General features: G+C 42.1%; 25 protein-coding genes. 13 read left to right on the forward strand and 12 right to left on the reverse strand.

From position 1 onward, the window contains the following. Positions 1-22: 22 nt before the first annotated feature. From HYG89_RS00305 to HYG89_RS00315, 3 genes are all read right to left on the reverse strand, one after another. Positions 23-478, reverse strand: a complete 456-nt coding sequence (locus HYG89_RS00305; protein WP_178865536.1) for a histidine phosphatase family protein — start codon at positions 476-478, stop codon at positions 23-25. Between the two features lie 154 nt (positions 479-632). Next, positions 633-1,706, reverse strand: a complete 1,074-nt coding sequence (locus HYG89_RS00310) for an NAD(P)H-dependent glycerol-3-phosphate dehydrogenase (protein WP_004971486.1) — start codon at positions 1,704-1,706, stop codon at positions 633-635. Positions 1,707-1,732: 26 nt separating this feature from the next. After that, a complete protein-coding gene (locus HYG89_RS00315; RefSeq protein ID WP_104851808.1) occupies positions 1,733-2,308 on the reverse strand; it encodes a nitroreductase in 576 nt (191 codons plus the stop codon). A gap of 380 nt (positions 2,309-2,688) precedes the next feature. Between HYG89_RS00315 and HYG89_RS00320 the strand changes: the two genes are divergently transcribed. Next, positions 2,689-3,066: a hypothetical protein gene (locus HYG89_RS00320; protein ID WP_004971490.1), complete on the forward strand. Its 378-nt coding sequence runs from the start codon at positions 2,689-2,691 to the stop codon at positions 3,064-3,066. 109 nt (positions 3,067-3,175) lie between these two features. On the opposite strand, the gene rhlB is transcribed toward HYG89_RS00320, so the two are convergent. Both rhlB and HYG89_RS00330 read right to left on the reverse strand, forming a co-directional pair. Beyond that, positions 3,176-4,327: an ATP-dependent RNA helicase RhlB gene (rhlB, locus tag HYG89_RS00325; RefSeq protein ID WP_004971493.1), complete on the reverse strand. Its 1,152-nt coding sequence runs from the start codon at positions 4,325-4,327 to the stop codon at positions 3,176-3,178. Between the two features lie 110 nt (positions 4,328-4,437). Then, on the reverse strand, positions 4,438-4,650 hold the full coding sequence (locus HYG89_RS00330) for a cold-shock protein (RefSeq protein ID WP_004648643.1): 213 nt from the start codon (positions 4,648-4,650) through the stop codon (positions 4,438-4,440). A gap of 477 nt (positions 4,651-5,127) precedes the next feature. Between HYG89_RS00330 and HYG89_RS00335 the strand changes: the two genes are divergently transcribed. The 5 genes from HYG89_RS00335 to HYG89_RS00355 all read left to right on the forward strand — a co-directional run bounded on the left by HYG89_RS00335 (position 5,128) and on the right by HYG89_RS00355 (position 7,989). Beyond that, entirely contained in the window at positions 5,128-5,382 is a 255-nt protein-coding gene (locus HYG89_RS00335) for a sulfurtransferase TusA family protein (RefSeq protein ID WP_096902533.1), read from the forward strand. Positions 5,383-5,547: 165 nt separating this feature from the next. Next, positions 5,548-6,417: an RNA polymerase sigma factor RpoH gene (gene rpoH / locus HYG89_RS00340; protein WP_004971496.1), complete on the forward strand. Its 870-nt coding sequence runs from the start codon at positions 5,548-5,550 to the stop codon at positions 6,415-6,417. 170 nt (positions 6,418-6,587) lie between these two features. Continuing rightward, positions 6,588-6,953, forward strand: coding sequence for a DUF423 domain-containing protein (locus tag HYG89_RS00345; RefSeq protein WP_131261341.1), 366 nt, complete (start codon positions 6,588-6,590; stop codon positions 6,951-6,953). Positions 6,954-6,995: 42 nt separating this feature from the next. Further along, on the forward strand, positions 6,996-7,193 hold the full coding sequence (thiS, locus tag HYG89_RS00350; protein ID WP_178865538.1) for a sulfur carrier protein ThiS: 198 nt from the start codon (positions 6,996-6,998) through the stop codon (positions 7,191-7,193). Between the two features lie 13 nt (positions 7,194-7,206). Next, complete coding sequence (locus HYG89_RS00355; protein WP_004971502.1) at positions 7,207-7,989, forward strand: thiazole synthase; 783 nt, start codon at positions 7,207-7,209, stop codon at positions 7,987-7,989. A 99-nt stretch (positions 7,990-8,088) separates the two neighbouring features. On the opposite strand, the gene HYG89_RS00360 is transcribed toward HYG89_RS00355, so the two are convergent. Continuing rightward, positions 8,089-8,700, reverse strand: coding sequence for a glutathione binding-like protein (locus HYG89_RS00360; RefSeq protein WP_178865540.1), 612 nt, complete (start codon positions 8,698-8,700; stop codon positions 8,089-8,091). A 216-nt stretch (positions 8,701-8,916) separates the two neighbouring features. Here HYG89_RS00360 and HYG89_RS00365 point away from each other — a divergent pair, with 216 nt between their 5' ends. Together HYG89_RS00365 and trmB are read left to right on the forward strand one after the other, a co-directional pair. Then, positions 8,917-10,368: a SulP family inorganic anion transporter gene (locus HYG89_RS00365; protein WP_178865542.1), complete on the forward strand. Its 1,452-nt coding sequence runs from the start codon at positions 8,917-8,919 to the stop codon at positions 10,366-10,368. A 190-nt stretch (positions 10,369-10,558) separates the two neighbouring features. Then, complete coding sequence (gene trmB / locus HYG89_RS00370; protein ID WP_004971514.1) at positions 10,559-11,275, forward strand: tRNA (guanosine(46)-N7)-methyltransferase TrmB; 717 nt, start codon at positions 10,559-10,561, stop codon at positions 11,273-11,275. A gap of 69 nt (positions 11,276-11,344) precedes the next feature. Here the strand turns inward: trmB and HYG89_RS00375 are convergent, their stop codons facing one another. The 6 genes from HYG89_RS00375 to HYG89_RS00400 all read right to left on the reverse strand — a co-directional run bounded on the left by HYG89_RS00375 (position 11,345) and on the right by HYG89_RS00400 (position 17,435). Next, positions 11,345-12,121, reverse strand: a complete 777-nt coding sequence (locus HYG89_RS00375; protein ID WP_096902536.1) for a Rossmann-like and DUF2520 domain-containing protein — start codon at positions 12,119-12,121, stop codon at positions 11,345-11,347. A gap of 104 nt (positions 12,122-12,225) precedes the next feature. Then, the gene (locus HYG89_RS00380; protein ID WP_104851802.1) at positions 12,226-13,023 is read right to left on the reverse strand and encodes a thioesterase family protein; all 798 of its coding nucleotides are present in this window, start codon (positions 13,021-13,023) and stop codon (positions 12,226-12,228) included. 82 nt (positions 13,024-13,105) lie between these two features. Beyond that, positions 13,106-13,792 (reverse strand): class I SAM-dependent methyltransferase, encoded by a 687-nt coding sequence (locus HYG89_RS00385; protein ID WP_004971520.1) that lies wholly within the window; start codon positions 13,790-13,792, stop codon positions 13,106-13,108. Between the two features lie 60 nt (positions 13,793-13,852). Next, a complete protein-coding gene (gene bioB / locus HYG89_RS00390; RefSeq protein ID WP_004971522.1) occupies positions 13,853-14,845 on the reverse strand; it encodes a biotin synthase BioB in 993 nt (330 codons plus the stop codon). A gap of 191 nt (positions 14,846-15,036) precedes the next feature. Continuing rightward, the gene (locus tag HYG89_RS00395) at positions 15,037-16,725 is read right to left on the reverse strand and encodes an AMP-binding protein (protein ID WP_178865544.1); all 1,689 of its coding nucleotides are present in this window, start codon (positions 16,723-16,725) and stop codon (positions 15,037-15,039) included. Between the two features lie 83 nt (positions 16,726-16,808). Next, positions 16,809-17,435 (reverse strand): TetR/AcrR family transcriptional regulator, encoded by a 627-nt coding sequence (locus HYG89_RS00400; protein ID WP_004971526.1) that lies wholly within the window; start codon positions 17,433-17,435, stop codon positions 16,809-16,811. Between the two features lie 148 nt (positions 17,436-17,583). Between HYG89_RS00400 and HYG89_RS00405 the strand changes: the two genes are divergently transcribed. The 5 genes from HYG89_RS00405 to HYG89_RS00425 are packed head-to-tail and all read left to right on the forward strand — an operon-like array spanning position 17,584 to position 24,109. Next, the gene (locus HYG89_RS00405; RefSeq protein WP_004971528.1) at positions 17,584-18,756 is read left to right on the forward strand and encodes an isovaleryl-CoA dehydrogenase; all 1,173 of its coding nucleotides are present in this window, start codon (positions 17,584-17,586) and stop codon (positions 18,754-18,756) included. Between the two features lie 33 nt (positions 18,757-18,789). Then, positions 18,790-20,391: a carboxyl transferase domain-containing protein gene (locus HYG89_RS00410; RefSeq protein WP_131261348.1), complete on the forward strand. Its 1,602-nt coding sequence runs from the start codon at positions 18,790-18,792 to the stop codon at positions 20,389-20,391. 11 nt (positions 20,392-20,402) lie between these two features. Then, complete coding sequence (locus HYG89_RS00415; protein WP_004971533.1) at positions 20,403-21,200, forward strand: enoyl-CoA hydratase/isomerase family protein; 798 nt, start codon at positions 20,403-20,405, stop codon at positions 21,198-21,200. 15 nt (positions 21,201-21,215) lie between these two features. Next, a complete protein-coding gene (locus HYG89_RS00420; RefSeq protein ID WP_167845930.1) occupies positions 21,216-23,210 on the forward strand; it encodes an acetyl/propionyl/methylcrotonyl-CoA carboxylase subunit alpha in 1,995 nt (664 codons plus the stop codon). Then, positions 23,207-24,109 carry a hydroxymethylglutaryl-CoA lyase gene (locus HYG89_RS00425; protein WP_178318497.1) on the forward strand — a complete coding sequence of 301 codons (903 nt, stop codon included), beginning with the start codon at positions 23,207-23,209 and terminating at the stop codon, positions 24,107-24,109. Before HYG89_RS00420 ends, HYG89_RS00425 begins: the two co-directional genes overlap by 4 nt. Positions 24,110-24,182: the final 73 nt, after the last annotated feature.

The raw sequence follows: 24,182 nt of genomic DNA on the forward strand, positions 1-24,182 counted from the left end.
TATTTAACTTTATACATTTATTTTATGCGTTTGGAATAAAACTTTTGATTTGGGTTGAAAGCCCCGCAGCAATTACTGCCTGCTCATAAATCCGTGCTTCTGCCAAATGATAGGGATGGAATGATTCTGAAGTCAAAATCTCTGCCATGTGCGCCACTACATTCATGTGACACACCACTGCAATTGACTCATACGGCAATTGTGACAACCATTCCACAGCAACTTTTGCATCATCTTCAGGTTTAATGGTATTGCAGACCACCACAGGCACATCTTTAAAATATTGCTGCAAATGTACCAAAGTTTCTTGTGCACGCAGTAAAGGACTGACTACAAACACATCGGGCTGAATGATATTTTTTAAATAATCTGCCGTTTCTTGTGCTTGTATATGACCACGCTCAGTCAATGGACGCTGATGATCATTGCCCATAATCGCAGGAGCGGCTTCACCATGACGAACAAGAGTCAGTTGCATAGAATTTCCTTATAGGATGATACACATTAAGTTGTGTCAATTTAACTCAAATTATGCGCTCAGTATAACCTGAGAATATGACAATTCAGTTCACCAAACTGTCATATTCCACGCAAGTTTTTACCTACTGTGGCGCAGTTTTATGGATGTAAAACTAAACTTGATGATGCGGCAAGACAAATTCCACATCACTGCGATGTCCATTTTTCATTAAAGACAGTGCAATATTCATAGGCGGCGCACCTTCAAAAATCACTTCATAAAGCGCACAAGTGATTGGCATATACACATCTAATTCATTCGAGCGCGCCCGCACTTGCACGATGGTATTAATCCCTTCGGCTGTTTGCCCCAATTCTTCTGTGGCTTGTTCCAAAGTTTTGCCTTTGCCCAATGCATAACCCACTTGATAGTTACGACTCAATGGACTGCTACACGTTGCAAATAAGTCACCGACACCAGACAACCCTAAGAAGGTCAATGGATTTGCACCAAGCTTAACCGCAAAACGACTCATTTCTGCCAAAGCGCGGGTTAAAATCATACTCTTAGTATTTTCACCCACGTTATAAGCGGCTGCCATGCCCATTGCCACAGCATAAATATTTTTTAGCGCACCGCCTAATTCCACACCATTCACATCATCGCTGGCAAAAACACGGAATAATGCACTGTGTAAAGCTTGCTGCACTGCATAACGCACCAATTCAGAATGACTGGCAATGACCGTACCTGCAGGCTGCCCCGCCACAATTTCTTTGGCAAGGTTCGGGCCAGACAATACACCATACGGCACTTCTGGCAATTCTTCACGGATAATATCGCTCATAAAACTAAAGGTTTTGGCTTCAATACCCTTGGTTAAAGACACCACTGCTTGTGCGCTAATAAAAGGTTTAATTTGGCGCAACACATCACGGAAAGAATGACTTGGAATAGCCACTAAAATAATGTCACGGTCACGAACTGCAGTTTCCAAATCTGAAACGGCTCTTAAACCCTGCTCCAACTGAAAATCTGGCAAATAACGTCGATTAATATGCGTTTCATTAATTTCTTTGGCAGTCGCTTCATCACGAATCCAAATCATCGTGTCGCAGCCATTACGCACTGCTGTATTGGCCATTGCTGTACCAAAACTGCCACCACCTAGCACTGTAATGCGTAACGCAGTTTTTCGATCTATTGCAACAGGTTCAACCAAATCGGCAAAATTTAACTCTGACATTATTGTTATATCCTAAAAATAAAGACTTATGCGTTCCAATAACGAACATAAGCTTGCGTATTCAACTCAGTGCGGGCAGGAATGGCTTTGGCTGCTGTTCCCACATAAATAATGCCTGAAATTAAATCATCTGCATTTAAGTTTAAAGCTTGTTTCAGCAAGTTTGACTCAACGACTGCACCACTGCGCCACATACTGGCAAAACCCTGCGCCTGCAAAGACAATAAAAAGTTCTGTACCGCAGCACCTGTACTTAAAGTCTGCTCAAAACATGGCACTTTTGGATGATCCTGAAATTGTGTTAACGCCAACACTAAAAGTGGCGCACGAAATGGATGCTGTTTCACTCGCTCCAACTGAACCGCATCGGTTTCGCCCATGTCTGCCAAGGCTTGAGAAAGTAACTCACCAAATGCTGCACGTTGCTCGGCAGTAATCACCACAAAGCGCGTAGGTTTTAAACGATGATGATCTGGCGCGGTTAAAGCTGCCTGAAAAGCCATTTCTAGCTGCTCAGTATTTGGTGCAGGTTCAACTAACTGCCCCGTAGACTGACGTTGATGAATATTTTGATGAACGATTTCTACCGCTGTATCCGTCATTGACTTATATAACTATTTCAAAAAGCTCGGTTAAGATTAGCATAAACTCAAAAAATTGCGCTATTTCCGTATGCTTATTTGCAAGATTCTGATTAGGGTCTATATGTCTGCACTTTTAAGATGAACCTGCTCAGCACATCTAAACAATGATGCTTTGACGCATTCATCTATAGTTTAAGAGCATGAAAATACATTATGGATTGGGTTTGATGTGTATAAATGAATGACGAATTATCAACACAGCCTATACAGTGTCTACATCTAAAACCATCCAGATTATGTTCAACTAGATCAAATTGTTATTTTCAATCTCTACACATTTGAATTGAAATATCATCAACAAACAATACGCGCTACAGCGTTTTAGCCCCGAGGTAGATATGAAAAAAATAGTCGCCTTTTCTAGCCTTGCCGTTTTTGCACTTTTAACCGCATGTGCCACCACGCCAAATAATTCTCTTGCCATTCAAAAAGAAAACAACCTATATGAAGTCACAGGCTTAGGTAAAAGTAATATTATTGCCAAAAATAATGCAATTACAGCTGCCAATAAAACCTGTGGTACTCGTGCCGCTCCAGTCTTGGTTGATGAAAAAACATCTTATAACGGCGCACTCAAAGGTGTAGTCGATGAGCAAACGGGACAAATGATTCAGGCGGCAGCAACTGTTTTAGGTACAATTGCGGGACGTAATACTGATATTGCCCGTGATGATGATTATCAAACTGTGCTGACCTTTAGATGTCAGGCAAAGTAAATTATTACAGCACGACATAAGAAGCAAATACAAAAAAGTCGCTCCACTGAGAGCGACTTTTAAACTAAGAACAGCAGGATTTAAACTAAAAAATAGCTTAAATGAGTAATTAGCAATAACCATCTAAACGTGTTAATGGCAATTTTTGACCAATGGCTTTTTCAATTTCTGGTAAATAGAACGCATCATCTTCCGACAAGAAGCTAATACTCACACCACGTGTACCTGCACGACCTGTACGACCAATACGGTGCACATAATCATCTGACTGTTCAGGCAAAGTGAAATTCACCACATGCGAAACACCATCGACATGAATACCACGCCCTGCAACGTCTGTTGCAATCATGATGTTATGTTTGCCATTTTTAAACTGATCCAGCATTTTTAAGCGTTTGTCTTGGGCAATTTCACCTGACAACATCACCACTTTATAGCCATCACGCTTTAAATGATCATAAAGCTTACGCACCTGATCACGCCGATTGGCAAAAATCATGACTTTTTCAATCGGCTCATCACGTAAAATTTCTTCAAGCAATTTGTATTTATCGGTTTTGGCAACCATATATACCCGTTGCTCAACATCGGCATTGGTTTTCTTTTCAGGTTCAATTTCGACTGTAACAGGTTCAAATAACCACTGTTGAGCCAAGTTCAACACATCATAACTAAAAGTTGCCGAGAACATTAACGTCTGACGCTGTTCCTTACGCGGTGAATAACGCACAATACGTTTTACCGATGGAATAAAGCCCATATCCAGCAAGCGGTCTGCTTCATCAATCACTAAAAACTCAATCTGATCTAGCCAAACTTCTTTTTGTTCTACAAAATCAATCAAGCGCCCTGGTGTCGCAACAATAATATCGACAAAGTTTTTATTGAGTTGTGACTTTTGCTTATCAAAATCTACACCACCCAACAAAGTCACCACATTTAAGTCGGTAAATTTGGTTAAGTCTTTTGCATCACTTTCGATTTGCAAAGCCAATTCACGCGTAGGCGCTAAAACCAATGCACGTGGTTCACCACGATAACGCTGCCCTTGAATTGGGTTATTCAATAAATCGTTGATCACACTAATTAAAAAGGCAGCAGTTTTTCCTGTACCTGTTTGCGCACGACCAATGGCATCATGTCCAGCCAAAGTAAATTTTAAAACCTTTTGCTGAATTGGCGTCATTTCCTTGAAACCCAAAGCATCAATAGCCTGTTTCAATTGCGGATGTAAATTTAAGGTTTCAAAACCAGATGACATAAATATGTGCTCGAACTTATACAGACAAAAAACTGACCTATTATAAACAGAAATACAAATAAAAAACGCCCCAATCAGGATTGGAGCGTTTTTTTAGAATAATCGAGTGATTAGTCTAGTGGCTGTACTTCTTCAGCTTGGAAGCCTTTTTGGCCTTTTACTACGCTGAATTCAACACGTTGGCCGTCACGAAGTGAACGGTGGCCGTCACCTTGGATCGCACGGAAGTGAACGAATACATCGTCGCCGCCATTGCGTTGGATAAAGCCAAAGCCTTTAGTGTCGTTGAACCATTTAACTACGCCTTGTTCACGAGCTGTCATAAGTTAATCCTCATTGATTAAAAAGAAGGACCACCCGGTGTTGCAAACAGCAGAGCAAACAAAGTTTAAAAATATTTTTATTTCTAAGCTTGTAATCATTCTGTATAACTATTAACAAAATCCCGGTTACATCCATTTGTAATAGGGCGACAAACAACGATTGTCTATCTAAAATCCTAAATACGCATCGAGCTTAACACGGGTTTATGACAATTAATAGATTTTTTTTGATTTATCTTGTTCAGTTTGAAACGATTTGAACAAATGGAAAATTTTTATTTCTGTTAAGTGACTTAGCACAATTTTGATCTATAAATTTTATTGCAAATATCTCACAAAATAAGCCAATTCTCTTGCCCTTATGCGCAGTAAGCCGCGCAATGAATAGTCTGGATGCTTCAGATGAAATTTATTTGGGATTTGTGAGCGAATTTGCTAGTATGATCATTCTGTTTTTTAAGGCGAATTTTTACTTCAATGCTGTGTGATGCTGAACAACCTATCATAGTGATTGATGCCATGGGACAACCTTGTCCTATGCCTTTATTGATGCTAAAACGTGCCCTTAAACAATCAGATTCTGCACGGTTTTTATTGAAGTCATCTGATCCGCATAGCCAGCAAGATGTGGCGCGTTATTGTCAGTTACATCAATATAGCTGTGAAGCAAGTCAGATTTCGGCAACAGAGTTTCATTATGTGATTGATGTTGCCAAGCCAAAAGCATCGTAATAAGCGTATCTGTTGGATTGTTCATTTGTTTTAATGACTTAATATTCGCCGCTTATTGCTATAAAGATTTACATATCTACACCAATTTTACTTATTTAAGTAGAATATTGGCATTAAGATAAAGACATCGGTTATTTTACCTACCTAATCCTATAAGGAGATCTCATGAGTGACAGCAGCAATCAGTTGATGCCCCTGTCATTATCTGCACCAGGGGTAAACCTCGGGGCTTATATTAGTACTGTTAACCAAATTCCTATTTTAACGGCTGAACAAGAAAAAGAGTTAGCCGAGCGTTATTATTACGATCAAGATTTAGACGCGGCCAAAATGTTGGTCATGTCGCATTTACGTTTTGTGGTGCATATTGCACGAAGTTATGCGGGCTATGGTTTACCGCAGGGCGATTTAATTCAGGAAGGCAACTTGGGCTTAATGAAAGCCGTGAAACGCTTTGACCCGAATATGGGCGTGCGTTTGGTGTCATTTGCCGTGCACTGGATTAAAGCTGAAATTCACGAATATGTGATTCGTAACTGGCGTATTGTTAAAATTGCCACCACCAAGGCGCAGCGTAAATTGTTCTTTAATTTGCGTAGCCTCAAAAAATCTAGCAAAAAACTGACGCTTGAAGAAGCACAATCTATTGCCAATGACTTAAATGTAACTGCAGAACAAGTCTTGGAAATGGAAGGTCGTTTAACCGCTTATGACGCAGCTTTTGAAGCACAGGGCGATGATGACGATGAAGGTTCAACTTATGTTGCACCTGCATTGTATTTGGAAGATAACCGTTACGACCCTGCACGTTTGGTCGAAAACGAAGACTACGAAGAACAAAGCACTTCTGCCCTACATGAAGCCATGGAGCAGTTGGATGATCGTTCACGTAACATTTTGCAGCGTCGCTGGTTAGATGATGATAAATCGACCCTGCATGAATTGGCAGCAGAATATAATGTTTCGGCAGAACGTATTCGTCAGCTCGAAAAAAATGCCATGGAAAAAATTAAAGTGGCGATGTCATCAAACTAAACTGACATTCTCCAAATTGATGCAGACACATCGAAAAATAAAATTGGGCAAACTGCCCTTTTTTATTGTCTTTAATTGGTACAGCTACATACAGGCAGGCAAATCTCAGATTTTCCCGCCCCTAAAAATGTGCTAAGGTTAAGCGCAAAATTAAATAGGTCAATTTGCGTATGTGGATTGCAATTTCTGCCCTGAATTTAGCTATAGCAGTCATGCTCGGTGCATTTGGTGCACATGGCTTAAAGGCCCGTGCAACTGAAGCGCAATTGCTTTGGTGGCAAACTGCAACAGATTATTTTTTCTATCATGCCCTTGGACTTTTAGCATTGGGCATATTGGCCAAAGTAATTCCACAACTTCCTATTAAAGCCAGTTTTATTCTGATTCAACTGGGTATTTTATTTTTCTGCGGTTCACTGTATATCATGGCATTGGATTTAGCCCGTGGCTTGGGCATGATTACCCCAATTGGTGGAGCACTCATGATTGCAGGCTGGCTAAGCTTAGCGTGGCAAGCCATGAAATATGCCAAATAAAGCTCAATTATATTTTGTAATTTTGAAGATGGATTCTCGGTCATGCAAATTTATCTGAATGGCGAAACACAACAGACCACTCACACGACCCTGTTACAACTGATTCAGGCATTAGATTTAGAAGGCAAACGTTTTGCTGTGGAGCAAAACGAAAAAATTATTGCCAAAAGCAAACTTGCCGAAACCCCTATTTGCGATCAAGACCGCATTGAAATTATTCATGCCGTTGGTGGCGGCTAAACTCGGAGCACCCATGCAAGATACCTTTAAAATCGGTTCACGTACCTTTAATTCACGTTTATTGGTGGGTACGGGCAAATACAAAGATTTAACCGAAACAGATTTGGCGATTCAAGCCAGTGGCGCAGAAATTGTTACGGTTGCCATTCGTCGTGTAAACATTGGGCAACATCCAGATCAGCCAAACTTACTTTCCGTAATTCCACCAGAAAAATACACCATTTTGCCAAATACAGCAGGCTGTTTTGATGCCAACAGTGCCGTGCGCACCTGCATGTTGGCGCGTGAATTGCTAGATGGTCACAACCTCGTCAAACTAGAAGTTTTGGGCGATGAAAAAACCCTCTACCCAAATATCACCGAAACTTTAAAAGCTGCGCGCACGCTAATTGACGATGGTTTTGAGATCATGGTCTATACTTCAGATGACCCGATTGTGGCACAAGAATTGGAAAGTATGGGCTGCGTGGCAATTATGCCGTTGGGTAGTTTAATTGGTTCGGGCTTAGGTATTCTTAACCCGCATACCATTTCAATTATTAAAGAAAATGCCAAAGTACCTGTATTGGTAGATGCAGGTGTGGGTACTGCCAGTGATGCTGCGATTGCAATGGAATTAGGTTGCGATGGTGTGCTGATGAATACTGCAATTGCAGCAGCACAAAACCCAGTGCTAATGGCATCTGCGATGCGTAAAGCAGTAGAAGCAGGACGTGAAGCTTATTTGGCAGGACGTATGCCACGTAAGCGTATGGCGAATGCCAGCTCACCTGAAACGGGTTATTTCTTTAAATAATCATTAGGGTCTTTTCCAAGTCCGACAACTCAAATAAAAAGACGTTAAGTATTAACTCAACGTCTTTTTTATTATCTGATTCTGGCAAGTAAAAGCCGATTAAGGAATCAAGCCTTCATCACGCATAGCAATTTGTACCGACTGACGCGCAGCAACTTTATTACGGATTTCAACCACATGGCTATACGGAGTTAAATCATGCTCAATATAGTTTGACCAATTAGTGATAACAAACAAATACGCATCGGCTGGACCAAAGTTATCATCCACCAAATATTCATGGTCTGATGATGCAATCGCTTGATCAATATAAGTCAACAAGCGATCAATTTCTGCATAGGCTTTTTCTTTGGCTTCTGCATCTAAAGGCGCGCCAAAAAATACTGCGTAAGCGTCATGTAATTCAGAGTTTAAATAACCCAACCATTCCAAAACTTTAGCACGACCTAAACCAGATGGTGGAATTAAATCCTGTTTAGGGTCTTGCTGCGCTAAAAATGGCAATAGCGCTACGTTTTCCGTCAAAATTAAACCTGGGTTAATTTCTAAAGCAGGTACATAACCTTTAGGGTTAATTTCATAATAATCGGCACCCTTTTCTGTTTTATGGGTTTTTAAATCCACACGTTCTATATCAAAATCGACATTGACTTCATTTAAAATAATATGGGCTGCCAAAGAGCTTGCACCAGGTGAATAATAAAGCTTCATATTTGATCCTTGTTATATAACTATCTCTGTTGTAAATCGCTTGGCATCAACTTGCAAGTGATTGAACCTATAAATTGCAAAAAAGCATAAATGTTTTAAAAGTTCTTACGCTTTGACTATCCTGCAAATGAAAGTCTTTTTCAAGTCTGTTTAACCTGCTTTTTATCTAAAGATGTTTTAACATACAGCCCTTTAAAGTTTCATGAAATTTAGATTGTGATTAGCCTGAAAAAAGAAGAATGGTTTTCCAATATCCGTACCGATGTATTGGCAGGATTAGTGGTTGGCTTGGCGCTGATTCCTGAATCAATTGCTTTTTCTGCAATTGCAGGTGTCGACCCGCAAGTCGGTTTATATGCCTCATTTTGTATTGCGGTTACGATTGCTTTCTTAGGTGGTCGTACTGCCATGATTTCTGCAGCAACAGGGGCAATGGCATTGCTGATGATTACCTTGGTAAAAGAGCACGGCCTGCAATATTTACTGGCTGCGACAGTACTCACAGGCATTATTCAGGTAATCGCAGGTTACTTCAAAGTCGCTAAACTCATGCGTTTTGTATCACAGTCGGTGGTATATGGCTTTGTAAATGCGCTGGCAATTTTAATTTTTGTGGCACAACTGCCTGAATTATCACAAATGGATAGCTTAGGCTATTTATTTGTAGGTTTGGGTTTAGCGGTCGTGTATCTGTTTCCGTATATCCCTAAAATTGGTAAAAGCATCCCCTCTCCTTTGGTCTGCATTATTGTGCTAAGTGTTGTTGCATTATTGCTTGGTACAGATATGCGAACCGTAAATGATTTGGGACAATTTCCAGATACCTTACCTATATTTTTAGTGCCTGAGATTCCGCTCAATTTTGAAACTTTATCAATTATTTTTCCTTATGCCATCACTTTAGCTACGGTGGGTTTATTAGAAACCATGATGACCACCACAATTGTAAATGAAGCCACAGGCACAGAAGGTGACCGACATCAGGAATGTCGTGGTCAAGGCTATGCCAATATAGTAAGTGGTTTTATGGGTGGAATGGCAGGCTGTGCCATGATTGGGCAATCTATTATCAACGTCAGTTCTGGGGCGCGCACACGTCTATCTACACTTACTGCAGGCGTATTTTTGCTGTGCTTGGTGGTGTTTCTCAAAGATTGGTTGGCATATATTCCTATGGCAGCACTGGTCGCAATTATGATTATGGTGTCTTTCACGACTTTTAACTGGGATTCCATCCGTAACTTTAAAAAGCATCCTAAACAAAGCAATATTGTTATGTTAGCTGTGGTGATTGTGGTGTTAGCTACCCACAACCTTGCTTTGGGTGTTTTTGTTGGCGTACTGCTTTCTGCTCTATTTTTGGTGAATAAACTGGAAAGTGAAGTTAAAGTCGGCTCATTTTTATTGGGCGAACATACTCGCCAATATGTGATTTCTGGGCAAATTTTCTTTAGTAGTTCGGAAAAGTTTTATCAGTTTTTTGATTTTTCAGAAGATATTAGCAATGTCACCATCGACTTAACGCATGCACATATTTGGGATATTACCTCTGTAAATATGCTGAATAGCGTGGTGAACAAATTTAAAGCGCAACAAATTAAAGTGCATATTATTGGATTAAATGAGGCCAGTCACACCTTAATTGATCAATACAGTACCAATCCGTAATTACTGAGAAAAGTTAAAGTACCGACGAAGACCCTGAATGCTAAATCTTAATGATTCGGCATTTTTTATGCTCAAAAGATGCAGATGTATCGCAATCTTGCACGGCGCTGCGAAAAACAGCGAAAAAATTTGACTTCAATGGCTCAGGACTTAAAATACCGCATTCGAATTTATTAGATTTGCCAAAATTATGTCGAACGATCAATTAGACCAGCACGTTGTCGAGCTGGACAACCTCAACGAGCATCGTGAAATTGTAACGTTCATGCGCCGTTCTTCACCATTGAATACGTCACAACGTAGCGCCTTGGAACAATACGGCGACTTAATTTTGGAATATCCTGTTGGCGATTTACGTCAACATTTTGAACACCCTGAACGCCCGCTTACAGTAGAAATTGGTTTTGGGATGGGGCGTTCTTTGGTACTTATGGCGCAGGCCAATCCTGAACGTAACTTTGTCGGGATTGAAGTCCATATTCCAGGGATTGCACAGTGCGTTTATGAAGCAGGTACAGCAGGTTTAAGCAACTTACGTGTCTTAGATGCCGATGCAATTCAAGTGCTACGTGAAATGCCAGACAATAGCATTGATACGGTGCAGTTATATTTCCCAGACCCATGGCAGAAAAAACGTCACTTCAAACGCCGTTTTGTTGCTCATGAACGCATGGAATTGGTAGAGCAAAAATTAGTGTTAGGTGGTACGTTCCATGCAGCAACCGACTGGGAACCGTATGCAGAATGGATGCTGGATGTATTGGACAACCGTCCACGTTTAGAAAACTTGGCGGGTAAAGGCAATAGCTACCCTCGCCCTGAATGGCGTCCACAAACCAAGTTTGAACGCCGCGGAATTGAAGCAGGTCATAAGATTAATGATTTTATCTTCAAGAAAATTAACTAATTTCTGCTAGAAAAAATGCTTCCACAAGGAAGCATTTTTTATTTGAACTCGTTTTATCTCATCAAATGACTAAGATTGATGCCGCGTTAAAATCTGTTGGCTCATTAGCGCATAAACTTCGGCAAGTGCATGTTGCTGCCCTGCTACCAATAAGTCCTGATGCATTTTTAAAATATTGTGATCACCCCGCATAGCAGGCCCTGTTTGCATTTGACGCGGATCATTCTGGGTCGCTTTATGCGCAGTTTCCAAAATAAGAGGATACAGCAGACTGAAATCTACTTTCTGAGCATCGACCACTTGCTTGGCCATGTCATAACAATAATTACTAAAATTACAGGCAAATACCGCAGCCAAATGCAAACTCAAACGCTGTGCTGAAGTATAGGCATAAACCCTTTTGCTTAGGCTATTTGCCAAAGTCATTAAAAGCTGCTGATCTTCAGCAAATGCAGCTTCTATAAATAAAGGCGTTTCTGACCAATCAATTTCACGCTCTAAACTAAAGGTTTGCAAGGGATAAAATACCCCTGAACGTACATGATGCTGTTGCAATACATCTAATTTAGTACTGCCTGAGGTATGCACAATCAACACATGATTTAAATCACGATGAACTTCCTGAATCACCTGTGCAATGCCCTGATCACTCACTGCAATAATCACTAAATCTAGATCTGAATGAAGTTTTTCTACTTCAGCAATCGCTTCTGCGCCAACCTGCGCAGCCAAATGCTGCGCCTTGTCCAGACTACGGCTATAAATTTGCACAATTTGATGCTGTGCGTTTAAAACATGAGCCAAATGATGTGCAACGCGCCCTGCACCAATCAAACTAATTCGCATAATATTTTCAGATAAAATAAGATGAAATAATCTGCACACAGCATGCCAATAAAAAAAGGACGAAGCAATTCGTCCTGATGTTTTTTGTTTGATATCGAATAGATTTAGAATTGACGCAAAGTTAAAATCTGCTCACTACGTCCAAATGGCCCTTGAGTATCATGCAAAACTGCACTCGTTAAGCCAATACCATCTTCACCATATTGTTGTGTTACTTCCAAGCCTAGCCATTCGCCTTGCGGTAAACGGTGTAAATGCATTTGCAAATCTAAATTTGGAAAACCCCAACCCGCATTCGGGTCTAAACGTGGCACTACGCCATTGGCGGTATCCACCATCCCCAATAAACGCACAAAACTAGATGTGCTTTGATTTTCAACCATATCCAATTGGTTTCTTAACCAAACGATGCCCTTACCTGCACGACGATCTAAATGCGCACGGGTTTCAATGCTTTGAATATAGCCGCCCGGCCAACAACGCATGCCATCCCAATCGGGCAAATATTCAGGGTTTTCTATCGGTAAATCTTCCAATCCTGCAATTGCGCGTGTATCTGAGGTTTTCATTTTCCATGCACGCGCCACAATACAGGTTTTTCCTTCAGCACACATTTCCGCTTCAATCAGCTCAATGGTTTTACCCGGTCGAATCATACGGGTGGTGATACTAAATTCACCAAAGGCAATTAAGCCAAAAATATCTAAACCGACCCGACCAATTCGCATATCATCACGCGGCATAAATTGCTCAAGTTCTGCACACAAAATACCCGTTGCAGGTGCCATGTGTTGTTCATGCGGATTCCACGCGCCTTGTGCATGAATGTTGCAACGATAGTGCGCAGTACAGCCACCATCGGCATGTTGTTCACGTTTGAGTAAAGTGTAATATGCTGACATTTTTTCTCTTTCCCTGATCTAACTTTTCTTGTGCGGATACTTTTACTACAAAGATTACTGACTAAATAATGTTATTTATCAACTATTTCTCTGCAAAAAAACCATAATAATTCATAAGTTGACAATATGTTTTACACTGACGAAAACCCACTTGAGTAAGCAATGCTGCCTGCGCATCTGCCATAATTAAATGAAAATCATCGGCCAGTCGTGCAAGCATTTTTTCCGCTTGAGTCGTAGTTAAACCACAATCCAAAGCCAAATTCTGCATCCAGCGCAGTTCTATATTTTCAGTCTGCTGCATCAGATCATAGCTTAATAAAATCGCTGTAGGTTTTAATGTTTGGTAAATATCTTGAAAAAATAATGTTTTTTCTGCGACTGGCACAAAATGCGCCACCAAAATCGCCAATGCCGCATCAAACTGCAAATTTTCAACCTGCGCTTGTTGGGCAAATTGGTGGGTATCTGCCTGTATAAAACGTACTCGCTCATGCCCTGCCACAGACTGAATGTTTTTTTCTGCCTGCTGTAACATGCTTAAAGATGGGTCGATGGCCGTAAATTGCCACTGTGGATGTTGCTGCAGTAAATACTGCAACTCATAGCCTGTGCCACACCCCACCACTAAAACTTGTGCTGTTTCGGGCAAATGACTACTTAAAATTGCATTGATGTGTTGATGTACCAATTCATATCCGGGAATGAGTTTCCGAATATGACTGTCATAGCCTGCAACCACAGTTGCACTGTGAAAATCTTTTGCCATATCACATGATTCTTCTTTAATTTACTGACATTAAATATCTGAGTCTTTTTCAAGATCTGCTTAAGCCACAGCCATTGCATCTACCGACAATTCCGAAACGGTTGGCTTGGCACGTTCAGGCACTAAGCCTAATTTTTGGAACAATTGTTTGTCTTTGCCTTCGCCTGCGTTTGGTGTGGTCAAAAGCTTTTCACCTGAGAATAACGAGTTCGCACCTGCCATAAATGCCAACGCCTGATCTGAATCAGATAATGATTCACGCCCTGCAGATAAACGAATATAGCTGTTTGGCATGATAATACGTGCAACTGCAATGGTACGAATCCACTCAATCACATCCAGTTTTTCTACTTCAGCCAATGGTGTACCTTCAATCGGAACTAACATATTGATCGGCACAGATTCAGGATGTAACGGTAAAGTCGCTAATTCATGTAATAAACCAATACGGTCTTGGGTATCTTCACCTAAACCGACAATACCGCCACTACATACTTTCATACCTGTTTGACGCACAATATCCAAAGTGTTTAAGCGATCATCAAAACAGCGGGTACTAATCACATTAGGATAATACTCACGCGATGTGTCTAGGTTATGGTTGTAATAATCTAAGCCTGCATCTTTTAAGCGTTCTGCCTGCGATTGGTTTAACATCCCTAAAGTCATGCAAGTTTCTAAGCCCAGAGCTTTGACTTCACGCACCATTTCCAGAACATAGGGCATATCGCGTTCATGCGGATTACGCCAAGCAGCGCCCATACAAAAACGTGAAGAGCCTGAGGCTAATGCTTCTTTGGCTTCCTGAATGACTTTATCAACTGCAATACGTTTTTCAGCTTCAAGCTGTGAATCATAATGCGCAGATTGCGAGCAATATTTGCAGTCCTCAGGGCATTTGCCTGTTTTAATCGACAATAAGGTACTGACTTGTACGGTATTGGCAGCAAAATGTTGGCGATGCACACGCTGTGCTTCAAAGACTAAATCCAGAAAAGGTTGTTCATATAACTGCTGAATTTCTTCTCGAGTCCAATCATTGCGTACGGTCATTATTTTCATCCTTGATTATCACGCATCATGCTTAAACTTGTGCCATCTTTTATTAAGCCGAGCATGCGATATATTTTTAGTGTGATTATTCCTGTATAGAGTATCCCTTTATCTCTGCGTGAGAAATAAAGGGTGTGTGCTGACAAAATTAAAAGGTCGATCTTGCAGCAGTAAATAGCTGAAATAATGCCTTAAGCAATTTCCTTTAAATTTAATTCTTCACGCATAAATTCACGTAATTTAAATTTCTGTGCCTTGCCTGAAGCGGTCATTGGAAATTCACTAAAGAAGCGCACATAACGTGGGACTTTATTGTGTGAAATGTGTTCTGCACAGTATTGGCGAATTGCCTCTTCGGTACATTCATGGTGTTCATGCAAAATAATACAGGCACATAGTTCTTCACCATAACGATGATCTGGCACGCCAATTACTTGCACATCGCAGACCGCATCGTGAGTATATAAGAAATCTTCAATTTCTTTCGGGAACAGGTTTTCACCGCCACGAATCACCACATCTTTAATGCGACCTTTGATTTTTACAAAGCCTTCATCATCCATTTCTGCAATGTCGCCTGTGTGCATCCAACGTGCAACATCAATGACTTCTTGGGTTTTGTCATGTTCATCCCAGTAACCCAGCATGACTGAATAACCACGCACACACAATTCTCCTAACTGTCCGCGCGGCACGACTTTGCCTTCTTCATCGACAATTTTTACTTCCAGATGTGGATGTACACGCCCCACCGTACTGACTCGACGTTCCACCGAATCTTCAGTCGAACTTTGTGCGCTCACAGGCGCTGTTTCGGTCATGCCATAACAAATGGTGATTTGCGCCATGTGCATACGGTCGATGACGCGTTGCATAATTTCTTGCGGACACGGACTGCCTGCCATAATGCCTGTGCGCAAGCTAGATAAATTAAATTCATCAAACTGTTCATGCTCTAAAATGGCAATAAACATGGTCGGTACGCCGTAAGCAGCTGTACATTTTTCTTGCTGAATGGCTTTTAAGGTATCGAGCGGGTTAAACACTGCCGATGGATAGACCATGGTTGAACCATGTGTGATACACGCTAAATTGCCCATCACCATACCAAAGCAGTGAAACAGCGGCACGGAAATACAAACACGGTCTTGTGGACTTAAATGAATTGCTTCTCCTACAAAGTAACCATTATTTAAAATGTTGTTGTGGGTCAGCATAGTGCCTTTCGGATTGCCCGTCGTGCCTGAGGTAAATTGAATATTAATGGTTTCATCGAACTGCAACTCACTAGCAATGTGTTGCAGTTTTTTCAGCATGTGTGTGGTTGGAGCTGTCAATAAATCCTGAAAACGATGCATTCCTGTATGTGCTTGATCATCAATTTTAATCACATGCTTTAAATGCGGTAAACGCTTGGCGTTGAGGACTTTATTGTCTGCCTGACACAGCTCTGGGGCAATTTTCGTTAAGATGTCCTGATAGTTGGTACTTTTAAACTGCGATGCAATTACCAAACCTTTACAGGAAACTTTGTTGAGCACAAATTCCAGTTCATTGCTTTTATAGGCTGGGTTTAAATTCACCAAAATCACCCCTGCCTTAAAGGCTGCGAATTGAGTGATCGTCCATTCCACACAATTCGGAGACCAAATGGCAAGGCGGTCACCTTTTTTAAAACCGAGTTTTAACAAACTACAGGCAAAGGCATTGACCTGTTGCTGTAGTTGCTTATAGGTCAGACGCACATTTTGATGCACGCTTACCAAAGCATCCTGATCTGCATATTGCTGGCAAGCCTGATCAAACTTTTCACCAATGGTCATGCCTAACAAAGGCTGATTACTGGTGCCATAGGCATAACTTAACCGTACTTGTGTCATTGAATCGATCTCCTTGATTCTTTGTAATTCTGTTTTCCATTATGACGACGATTACTTTTTGCCTGTTTTGTGCGTTGTTTTTACTACCCTCCCTGCTGTTTTCGCACTGCATTTACACAAAAGTCGGCAATTTGTTTGACAAAGTAATCTTTATAATTTTGATCAAACATCACATTGCGAGACGGGTTTAAAGGTTCAATCACTACAAAGGTCATGGAGCCAACCACACCTAAAGCAGCAGTGTTCAAATCTTCAAAATCAAACTCACCATTGACTTTTCCTTCAGCCAAAATTTCCTTGATGCTCTGTTTGATCAGTTGTTTACTGCGAAAACGCTCATGTTCCATTTCTGGGTCTACAGGCTCGAACATTAACGAATACGCCAATTGAGGGCTGTTCATCGCACGCTTCACAAAAGTGGTGACAGATTTTTGCAATTTTTGTTTTGCACTTAAATCTGACTTCGCAATGTGGTCCAAAATTTCGACCTCACGACGAATCGCATCCGATAAAACTTCAATCAAAATCTGACTTTTATTTTCAAAGTAGCGATACACCAAACCTGTAGATACGCCTGCGCGTTCTGCAATGGCTTGGATAGACGCTTCTTTAAAGCCCCCATGAGCAATAAGTTCACGAGCAGAATCTAAAATCGCCATGCGATTTTGTTCCATACGTTCCTGCATCAATGATGATCTTTTATAACTCATATCTTATTCTCAACCAGATAAAATGAATTGTAAATCATTTTGTGAATTTTAGTTCACTTTTTTAAATTTTCGATGTATGTTAGAACCTAAGCACAACAACAATGCTTGTTTTAGGAACAACAAATATAACCACAGGATGGATGAACACATGATTTTACAAAGCTTAGACTTCGGCTTAGATGAAACCTTAATCGCCCTGCGCGATTCAATCGCTGCTTTTTGTGCAAAGGAAATTGCACCCATTGCTCAACAGGTTGATCGTGATAACGAATTCCCTGCCCAGCTTTGGAAAAAATTTGGCGATATGGGCTTACTTGGCTTAACCGTGAGTGAAGAATACGGCGGCACTAACTTAGGCTATTTAGCTCACATCATTGCCATGCAAGAAATTTCTCGTGCATCAGCATCCATTGGTTTGTCTTACGGTGCTCATTCTAACCTATGTGTGAACCAAATTAAGCGAAATGGGACAGAAGAACAGAAGCAACGCTATTTACCAAAACTGATTTCAGGCGATTACGTCGGCGCTTTGGCAATGTCTGAACCAAATGCAGGCTCAGACGTGGTTAGCATGAAACTGAAAGCTGAAGATAAAGGCGATCATTACTTGCTCAACGGCTCAAAAATGTGGATTACCAATGGCGGTGATGCCGATGTTTTGGTGGTGTATGCCAAAACTGACTTACAGGCAGGCGCCAAAGGTATGACTGCTTTCTTAATTGAAAAAACCATGTCAGGTTTTAGCCACGGCAGCCATTTAGACAAACTCGGGATGCGCGGCTCAAATACCTATCCATTGTTCTTTGACAATGTTGAAGTACCAAAAGAAAACGTCTTGGGCGGTGTGGGCAATGGTACAAAAGTACTAATGAGTGGACTGGACTATGAACGTGCAGTTTTAAGTGCAGGGCCGCTAGGCATTATGGATGCCTGCATGGATACCGTGATTCCTTATATTCATGAGCGTAAACAGTTTGGTCAGGCATTGGGTGAATTCCAGCTTATGCAAGGCAAAATTGCCGATATGTATTCGACTTGGTTGGCATGTAAAGCACTGGTCTATGCCGTTGGCGCAGAATGTGACAAAGCTGAACACAGCCGTAGTTTACGTAAAGATGCAGCCAGTGCCATTTTATACGCTGCCGAAAAAGCCACATGGATGGCAGGTGAAACCATTCAAACCTTGGGCGGTAATGGCTATATCAATGAGTTCTCTGCAGGACGTTTATGGCGTGATGCCAAACTCTATGAAATTGGTGCGGGTACTTCAGAAATTCGCCGTATGTTGATTGGCCGTGAATTGTTTAACGAAACTGCCTAAAAATAAATCACAAGAATAGACAAGGATGTTGGCATGAATCAATTACAGAGCAAAATTAATATTCGCAGCGACGAGTTTAAAAACAACCAAGCTGCGATGCAAAGCCTAGTCGATGACCTCAGAGAAAAAGTCCAAAAAATTGCTTTGGGTGGTGGCGAAACTGCACGCCAAAAACATTTAGACCGTGGCAAATTACTGCCACGTGAACGGATTGACCACCTGATCGATCCGGGTACTGCATTTATTGAAATTGGTCAGTTGGCCGCTTATCAGGTCTATCAGGATGATGTCCCTGCTGCGGGTGTAGTGGCGGGTGTCGGTCAAGTGAATGGCGTGACCTGCATGATCATTGCCAACGATGCCACAGTAAAAGGTGGAACGTACTATCCACTGACTGTGAAAAAGCATTTACGCGCACAGGAAATTGCCGAACAGAATCACCTGACTTGTATTTATTTGGTCGATTCTGGCGGTGCATATTTGCCGCTACAAGATGAAGTCTTTCCAGACCGTGATCATTTCGGACGCATTTTCTATAACCAAGCGCGTATGTCGAGCATGGGCATTGCCCAAATTGCCGTTGTGATGGGAAGTTGTACCGCAGGCGGTGCGTATGTCCCTGCCATGTCAGATGAAACCATCATTGTGCGTAATCAGGGGACAATTTTCTTGGGCGGCCCACCGCTGGTTAAAGCCGCAACAGGTGAAGTGGTTAGCAGCGAAGACTTGGGTGGTGGCGATGTACACACTCGCCTTTCAGGTGTAGCCGATCATTTGGCAGAAAATGATGAACATGCCTTGGCAATTGCCCGCAACATCGTTGCCAATTTAAATAAAAAGCCAAACCCGCAGCCTGAGCATATAGAAGCACCATTATTCGATGCCTCTGAACTGTATGGCATTGTTCCGACTGACGCGCGTAAACCGTTTGATGTACGTGAAGTGATTGCCCGTATTGTCGATGGTTCACGTTTTGATGAATTTAAAGCGCGCTTTGGCACCACATTAATTACAGGTTTTGCCAAACTATATGGTATGCCTGTCGGGATTATTGCCAACAACGGTATTTTATTTTCCGAGTCGGCACAAAAAGGCGCACACTTTATTGAACTATGCACCCAACGCAACATTCCCCTGTTATTTATTCAAAATATCACAGGCTTCATGGTTGGACGCCAATATGAAAATGAAGGCATTGCCAAAAATGGTGCCAAACTGGTGATGGCGGTTGCCACAGCCAATGTGCCTAAACTGACTTTGGTGATTGGCGGTTCTTTTGGTGCAGGTAACTACGGGATGTGTGGTCGTGCTTATTCACCACGTTTTATGTGGACATGGCCAAACTCACGTATTTCAGTGATGGGTGGCGAACAAGCATCGAGCGTATTGTCTACCTTAAAGCGTGATCAGATTGAAGCCAAAGGTGGTAGCTGGTCTGCAGAAGAAGAAGATCAGTTCAAACAGCCAATTCGTGAACAATACGAACGTCAGGGTCATCCATATTATGCGTCTGCACGCTTATGGGATGATGGTGTGATTGATCCAGCACAGTCGCGTGAAGTTTTGGCATTAAGTTTAGCCGCTGCCCTCAATGCACCCATCCAACCGACCAAATTTGGCGTGTTCCGCATGTAAGAGGTGACAAAATGGATTATCAGTTTTTACAGCTCGAACAGAACAACCAAGTGGCTACGGTTTGGATTAATCGTGCGGAATTGCATAACGCTTTCAATACAGAGGTGATTGAAGAATTACACGCCTGCTTTCAGGCACTGAATAGCCGTGATGATATTCGAGTGGTGATTTTGGCAGGACGCGGCAAAAGCTTTTCTGCAGGTGCAGATTTGAACTGGATGAAACAGGCAGGTCAAGCTTCTACAGCAGAAAATCAAGCCGATGCCCTAAAACTGGCAAAAATGCTGCAAAGTTTAGCGACGTTAAAACAACCGACTATTGCCCGTGTGCATGGTATTGCCTTTGGTGGTGGTATGGGTTTGGCAGCTGCCTGTGATATTTGCGTTGCCAGCACCGATGCCAAGTTTGCGACCTCTGAAGTACGTTTAGGTTTAGCACCATCTACCATTAGCCCTTACGTCATTCGTGCGATTGGCGCACGTCAGGCATCACGTTACTTTTTAACGGCAGAGCGTATTTCTGCAGAACAGGCACAGCAAATTGGTTTAGCGCATGAAGTCACTTCAGCCGAAGACTTAGACAGCAAAATTGATGAAATTGTGCAAGCCTTATTGCTTGGTGGCCCAGAAGCGCAACATGCTTCTAAACAACTGATTCAGATGGTTAATCATCAAGTTTTGACCGAAGATTTACTCCAACAAACTGCACAGCATATTGCACATGTTCGCCAAGGAACTGAGGCGAAAAATGGCTTAAATGCTTTTTTAAATAAACAAAGCCCGGCTTGGATCAAGACCACGGCAGAATAAAAGAAGGATCGCACGATGTTTGAAAAGATTTTAATTGCCAACCGTGGTGAAATTGCCTGCCGTGTAATTCGTACCGCAAAAAAACTTGGGATTGCGACTGTCGCGGTGTATTCAGATGCCGATGCGCAATCACAACACGTTAAACTGGCAGACGAAGCCATTTATATTGGTGAATCGCCTGCGGCACAAAGTTATTTGCAAGTTGAACGTATTATTCAGGCAGCCAAAAGCACAGGTGCACAAGCGATTCACCCGGGTTATGGTTTCTTATCTGAAAATGACCAATTCGCACTTGCCTGTAAAGACAACAATATTGTTTTTATTGGCCCGCCAGTTGAAGCCATTTTGGCGATGGGTCTAAAAGCAACCTCTAAAGCCTTGATGGAAAAAGCAGGTGTGCCACTAACTCCGGGCTACCACGGCAGCAATCAAGATGCGGCATTTTTAAAGCAACAAGCCGACAGCATTGGTTATCCTGTGCTCATTAAAGCCAGTGCAGGCGGTGGGGGTAAAGGCATGCGTTTAGTAGAACGCAGTGAAGACTTTCTCAGCTCACTCGCTTCATGTAAAAGTGAAGCACGTTCTAGCTTTGGTAATGAAGATGTGCTGATTGAACGCTATGTGATTCAACCACGTCATATTGAAGTACAGGTTTTTGGCGATACTCACGGCAACTACGTGCATTTGTTTGAACGTGATTGCTCGGTACAACGTCGCCACCAAAAAGTGCTTGAAGAAGCACCTGCACCAAAAATGCCAGAAGATAAACTCGAAACTATGCGCCAAGCCGCAATTGATGCCGCACGTGCTGTAAATTACGTGGGCGCAGGTACGGTAGAGTTTATTGTCGAGCAAGACGGTACTGCTTATTTCATGGAAATGAATACCCGCTTGCAGGTCGAACACCCCGTCACAGAAATGATTACAGGGCAAGACTTGGTTGAGTGGCAATTGCGAGTTGCTTTTGGTGAGCCATTGCCAAAACAGCAACATGAATTGCAAATTCATGGTCATGCCCTTGAAGCGCGTGTGTATGCCGAAGAACCAGAAAAAGGCTTTATTCCTGCCATTGGTCAAATCAGCTATCTGCATTATCCAGAGCAAAATGATGCCGTACGTGTCGATAGCGGGATTGTCGAAGGTGATGAAATCAGCACCTACTACGACCCAATGATTGCCAAACTGATTGTTTGGGGTAAAAACCGTGAAGCAGCATTAACGCAAATGCACCATGCTTTAGGTCAGTTCCACGTCGATGGTTTAGGCAACAACATTGCATTCTTGGATCGTTTGGTGCTGTGTGATTCCTTTAAACATGCCAATTTGGATACAGGGCTTATTCAACGTGAGGAAGCATTTTTACTTAACGCAAAACCTGAAGTCGCTACAGAAACTGTCGTTGCAGCTGCGTTAATTGATGTACTTTCTCGTATTCAAAACAACAAAGCGGCAAACAACGCGGTTTGGCAAAAAGACCACTTCTGGCGCTTAAATCAGCAAAGCGCCCACACAGTGCAATTACAGTGCAATGACCAAACACTCAAAATCCAGTTAAAACCATGCACTTCTGGTTTTGAGGCTCACTACAATGGGCAAACGCTGAGCGTTCAAGGCGAGCTTTTGGATGCACATCGTCTACAGGTTTGTATCAATGGTCAGCAACAAAAAATAGCATTTAACCAACATGCGCAAGGCATCACCCTGTTCCAAAACGGTCAGCGTCATGTGTTTAGCTATGTACAAGCAAACTTTAACAGCGATGATCAACAAGACAATGCCAACAATCTGACTGCACCAATGCCGGGTGTAATCACCCAAGTTTTGGTGGCAGCCAATGCCCGTGTGAAAAAAGATGATGTACTGATGACACTGGAAGCCATGAAAATTGAATATTCAATTCGTGCACCTTTCGATGGCATTGTGGCAAGTTCGTACTTCCAAGCGGGCGATCAGGTCAAAGCAGGCGATGAACTGGTTGAATTTGAAGCCTTGACGGAGGAAGTTGCATGACTGAATTTGTCAAAATTGTAGAGGTTGGCCCACGAGATGGTCTGCAAAATGAGAAAACGCCACTCACTTTGGCAGACCGTAAAAACCTGATTTTGGATTTAATGCAAACAGGTTTAAGCAGCATTGAGGTCGGTTCTTGCGTATCGGCCAAATGGGTACCGCAAATGGCAGACAGCGATGTGCTGTTTGCCAGCCTGCCACAAAACCCAAACATTCAATTCAGTTTACTGACCCCAAACTCAAAAGGTTTTGAGTCGGCTTTGGCGGTGGGTTGCAAAGAAGTTGCCGTGTTTACCGCCGCTTCTGAAAGCTTTACCCGAAAAAATATCAACTGTTCAATTGAAGAAAGTTTGGAAAAATTTAGCGATGTCATGCGTCAAGCCAAAGCGCACAACATTCGCGTGCGTGGTTATGTATCTTGTATGGTGGACTGTCCTTATGAAGGCGCAATTGACCCGAAACAAGTCGCAAAAGTCACACAGCAATTATTGGACATGGGCTGCTATGAAGTGTCTTTGGGTGAAACCATTGGTACAGCAACCCCTGACCGTGTGCAAAAAGTCTGGGATGCATGTTTGGCAGAGGTCGATGCCAAAGTTTTAGCAGGTCATTTTCACAATACTTACGGCATGGCGATTGCCAATATTTATCAGTCGCTCTTGCAAGGCATTCGTGTATTTGATTCATCTATTGCTGGTTTGGGTGGCTGTCCGTATGCCAAAGGTGCATCGGGCAATGTGTCTACCGAAGACTTGTACTATTTACTGTCCAAGATGGGTTTTGAAACAGGTGTGCGGTTAGAACCGCTGATGACAGCTAGTCGTAACATCAGCAATGTCTTACAGCGCAATAATCCATCTCACTATGCCAATGCCTACTGGCAAAAGGTTTGTGCTTAAAACCTATTTCATCCTCAATAGCATTGGAACATAAGCAATAAGGATGGCAACAACACAACATGGCAAGTGAATG

Source organism: Acinetobacter sp. SwsAc5, assembly GCF_013391485.1.
In the GTDB taxonomy this organism is placed as follows: Bacteria; Pseudomonadota; Gammaproteobacteria; order Pseudomonadales; family Moraxellaceae; genus Acinetobacter; species Acinetobacter towneri.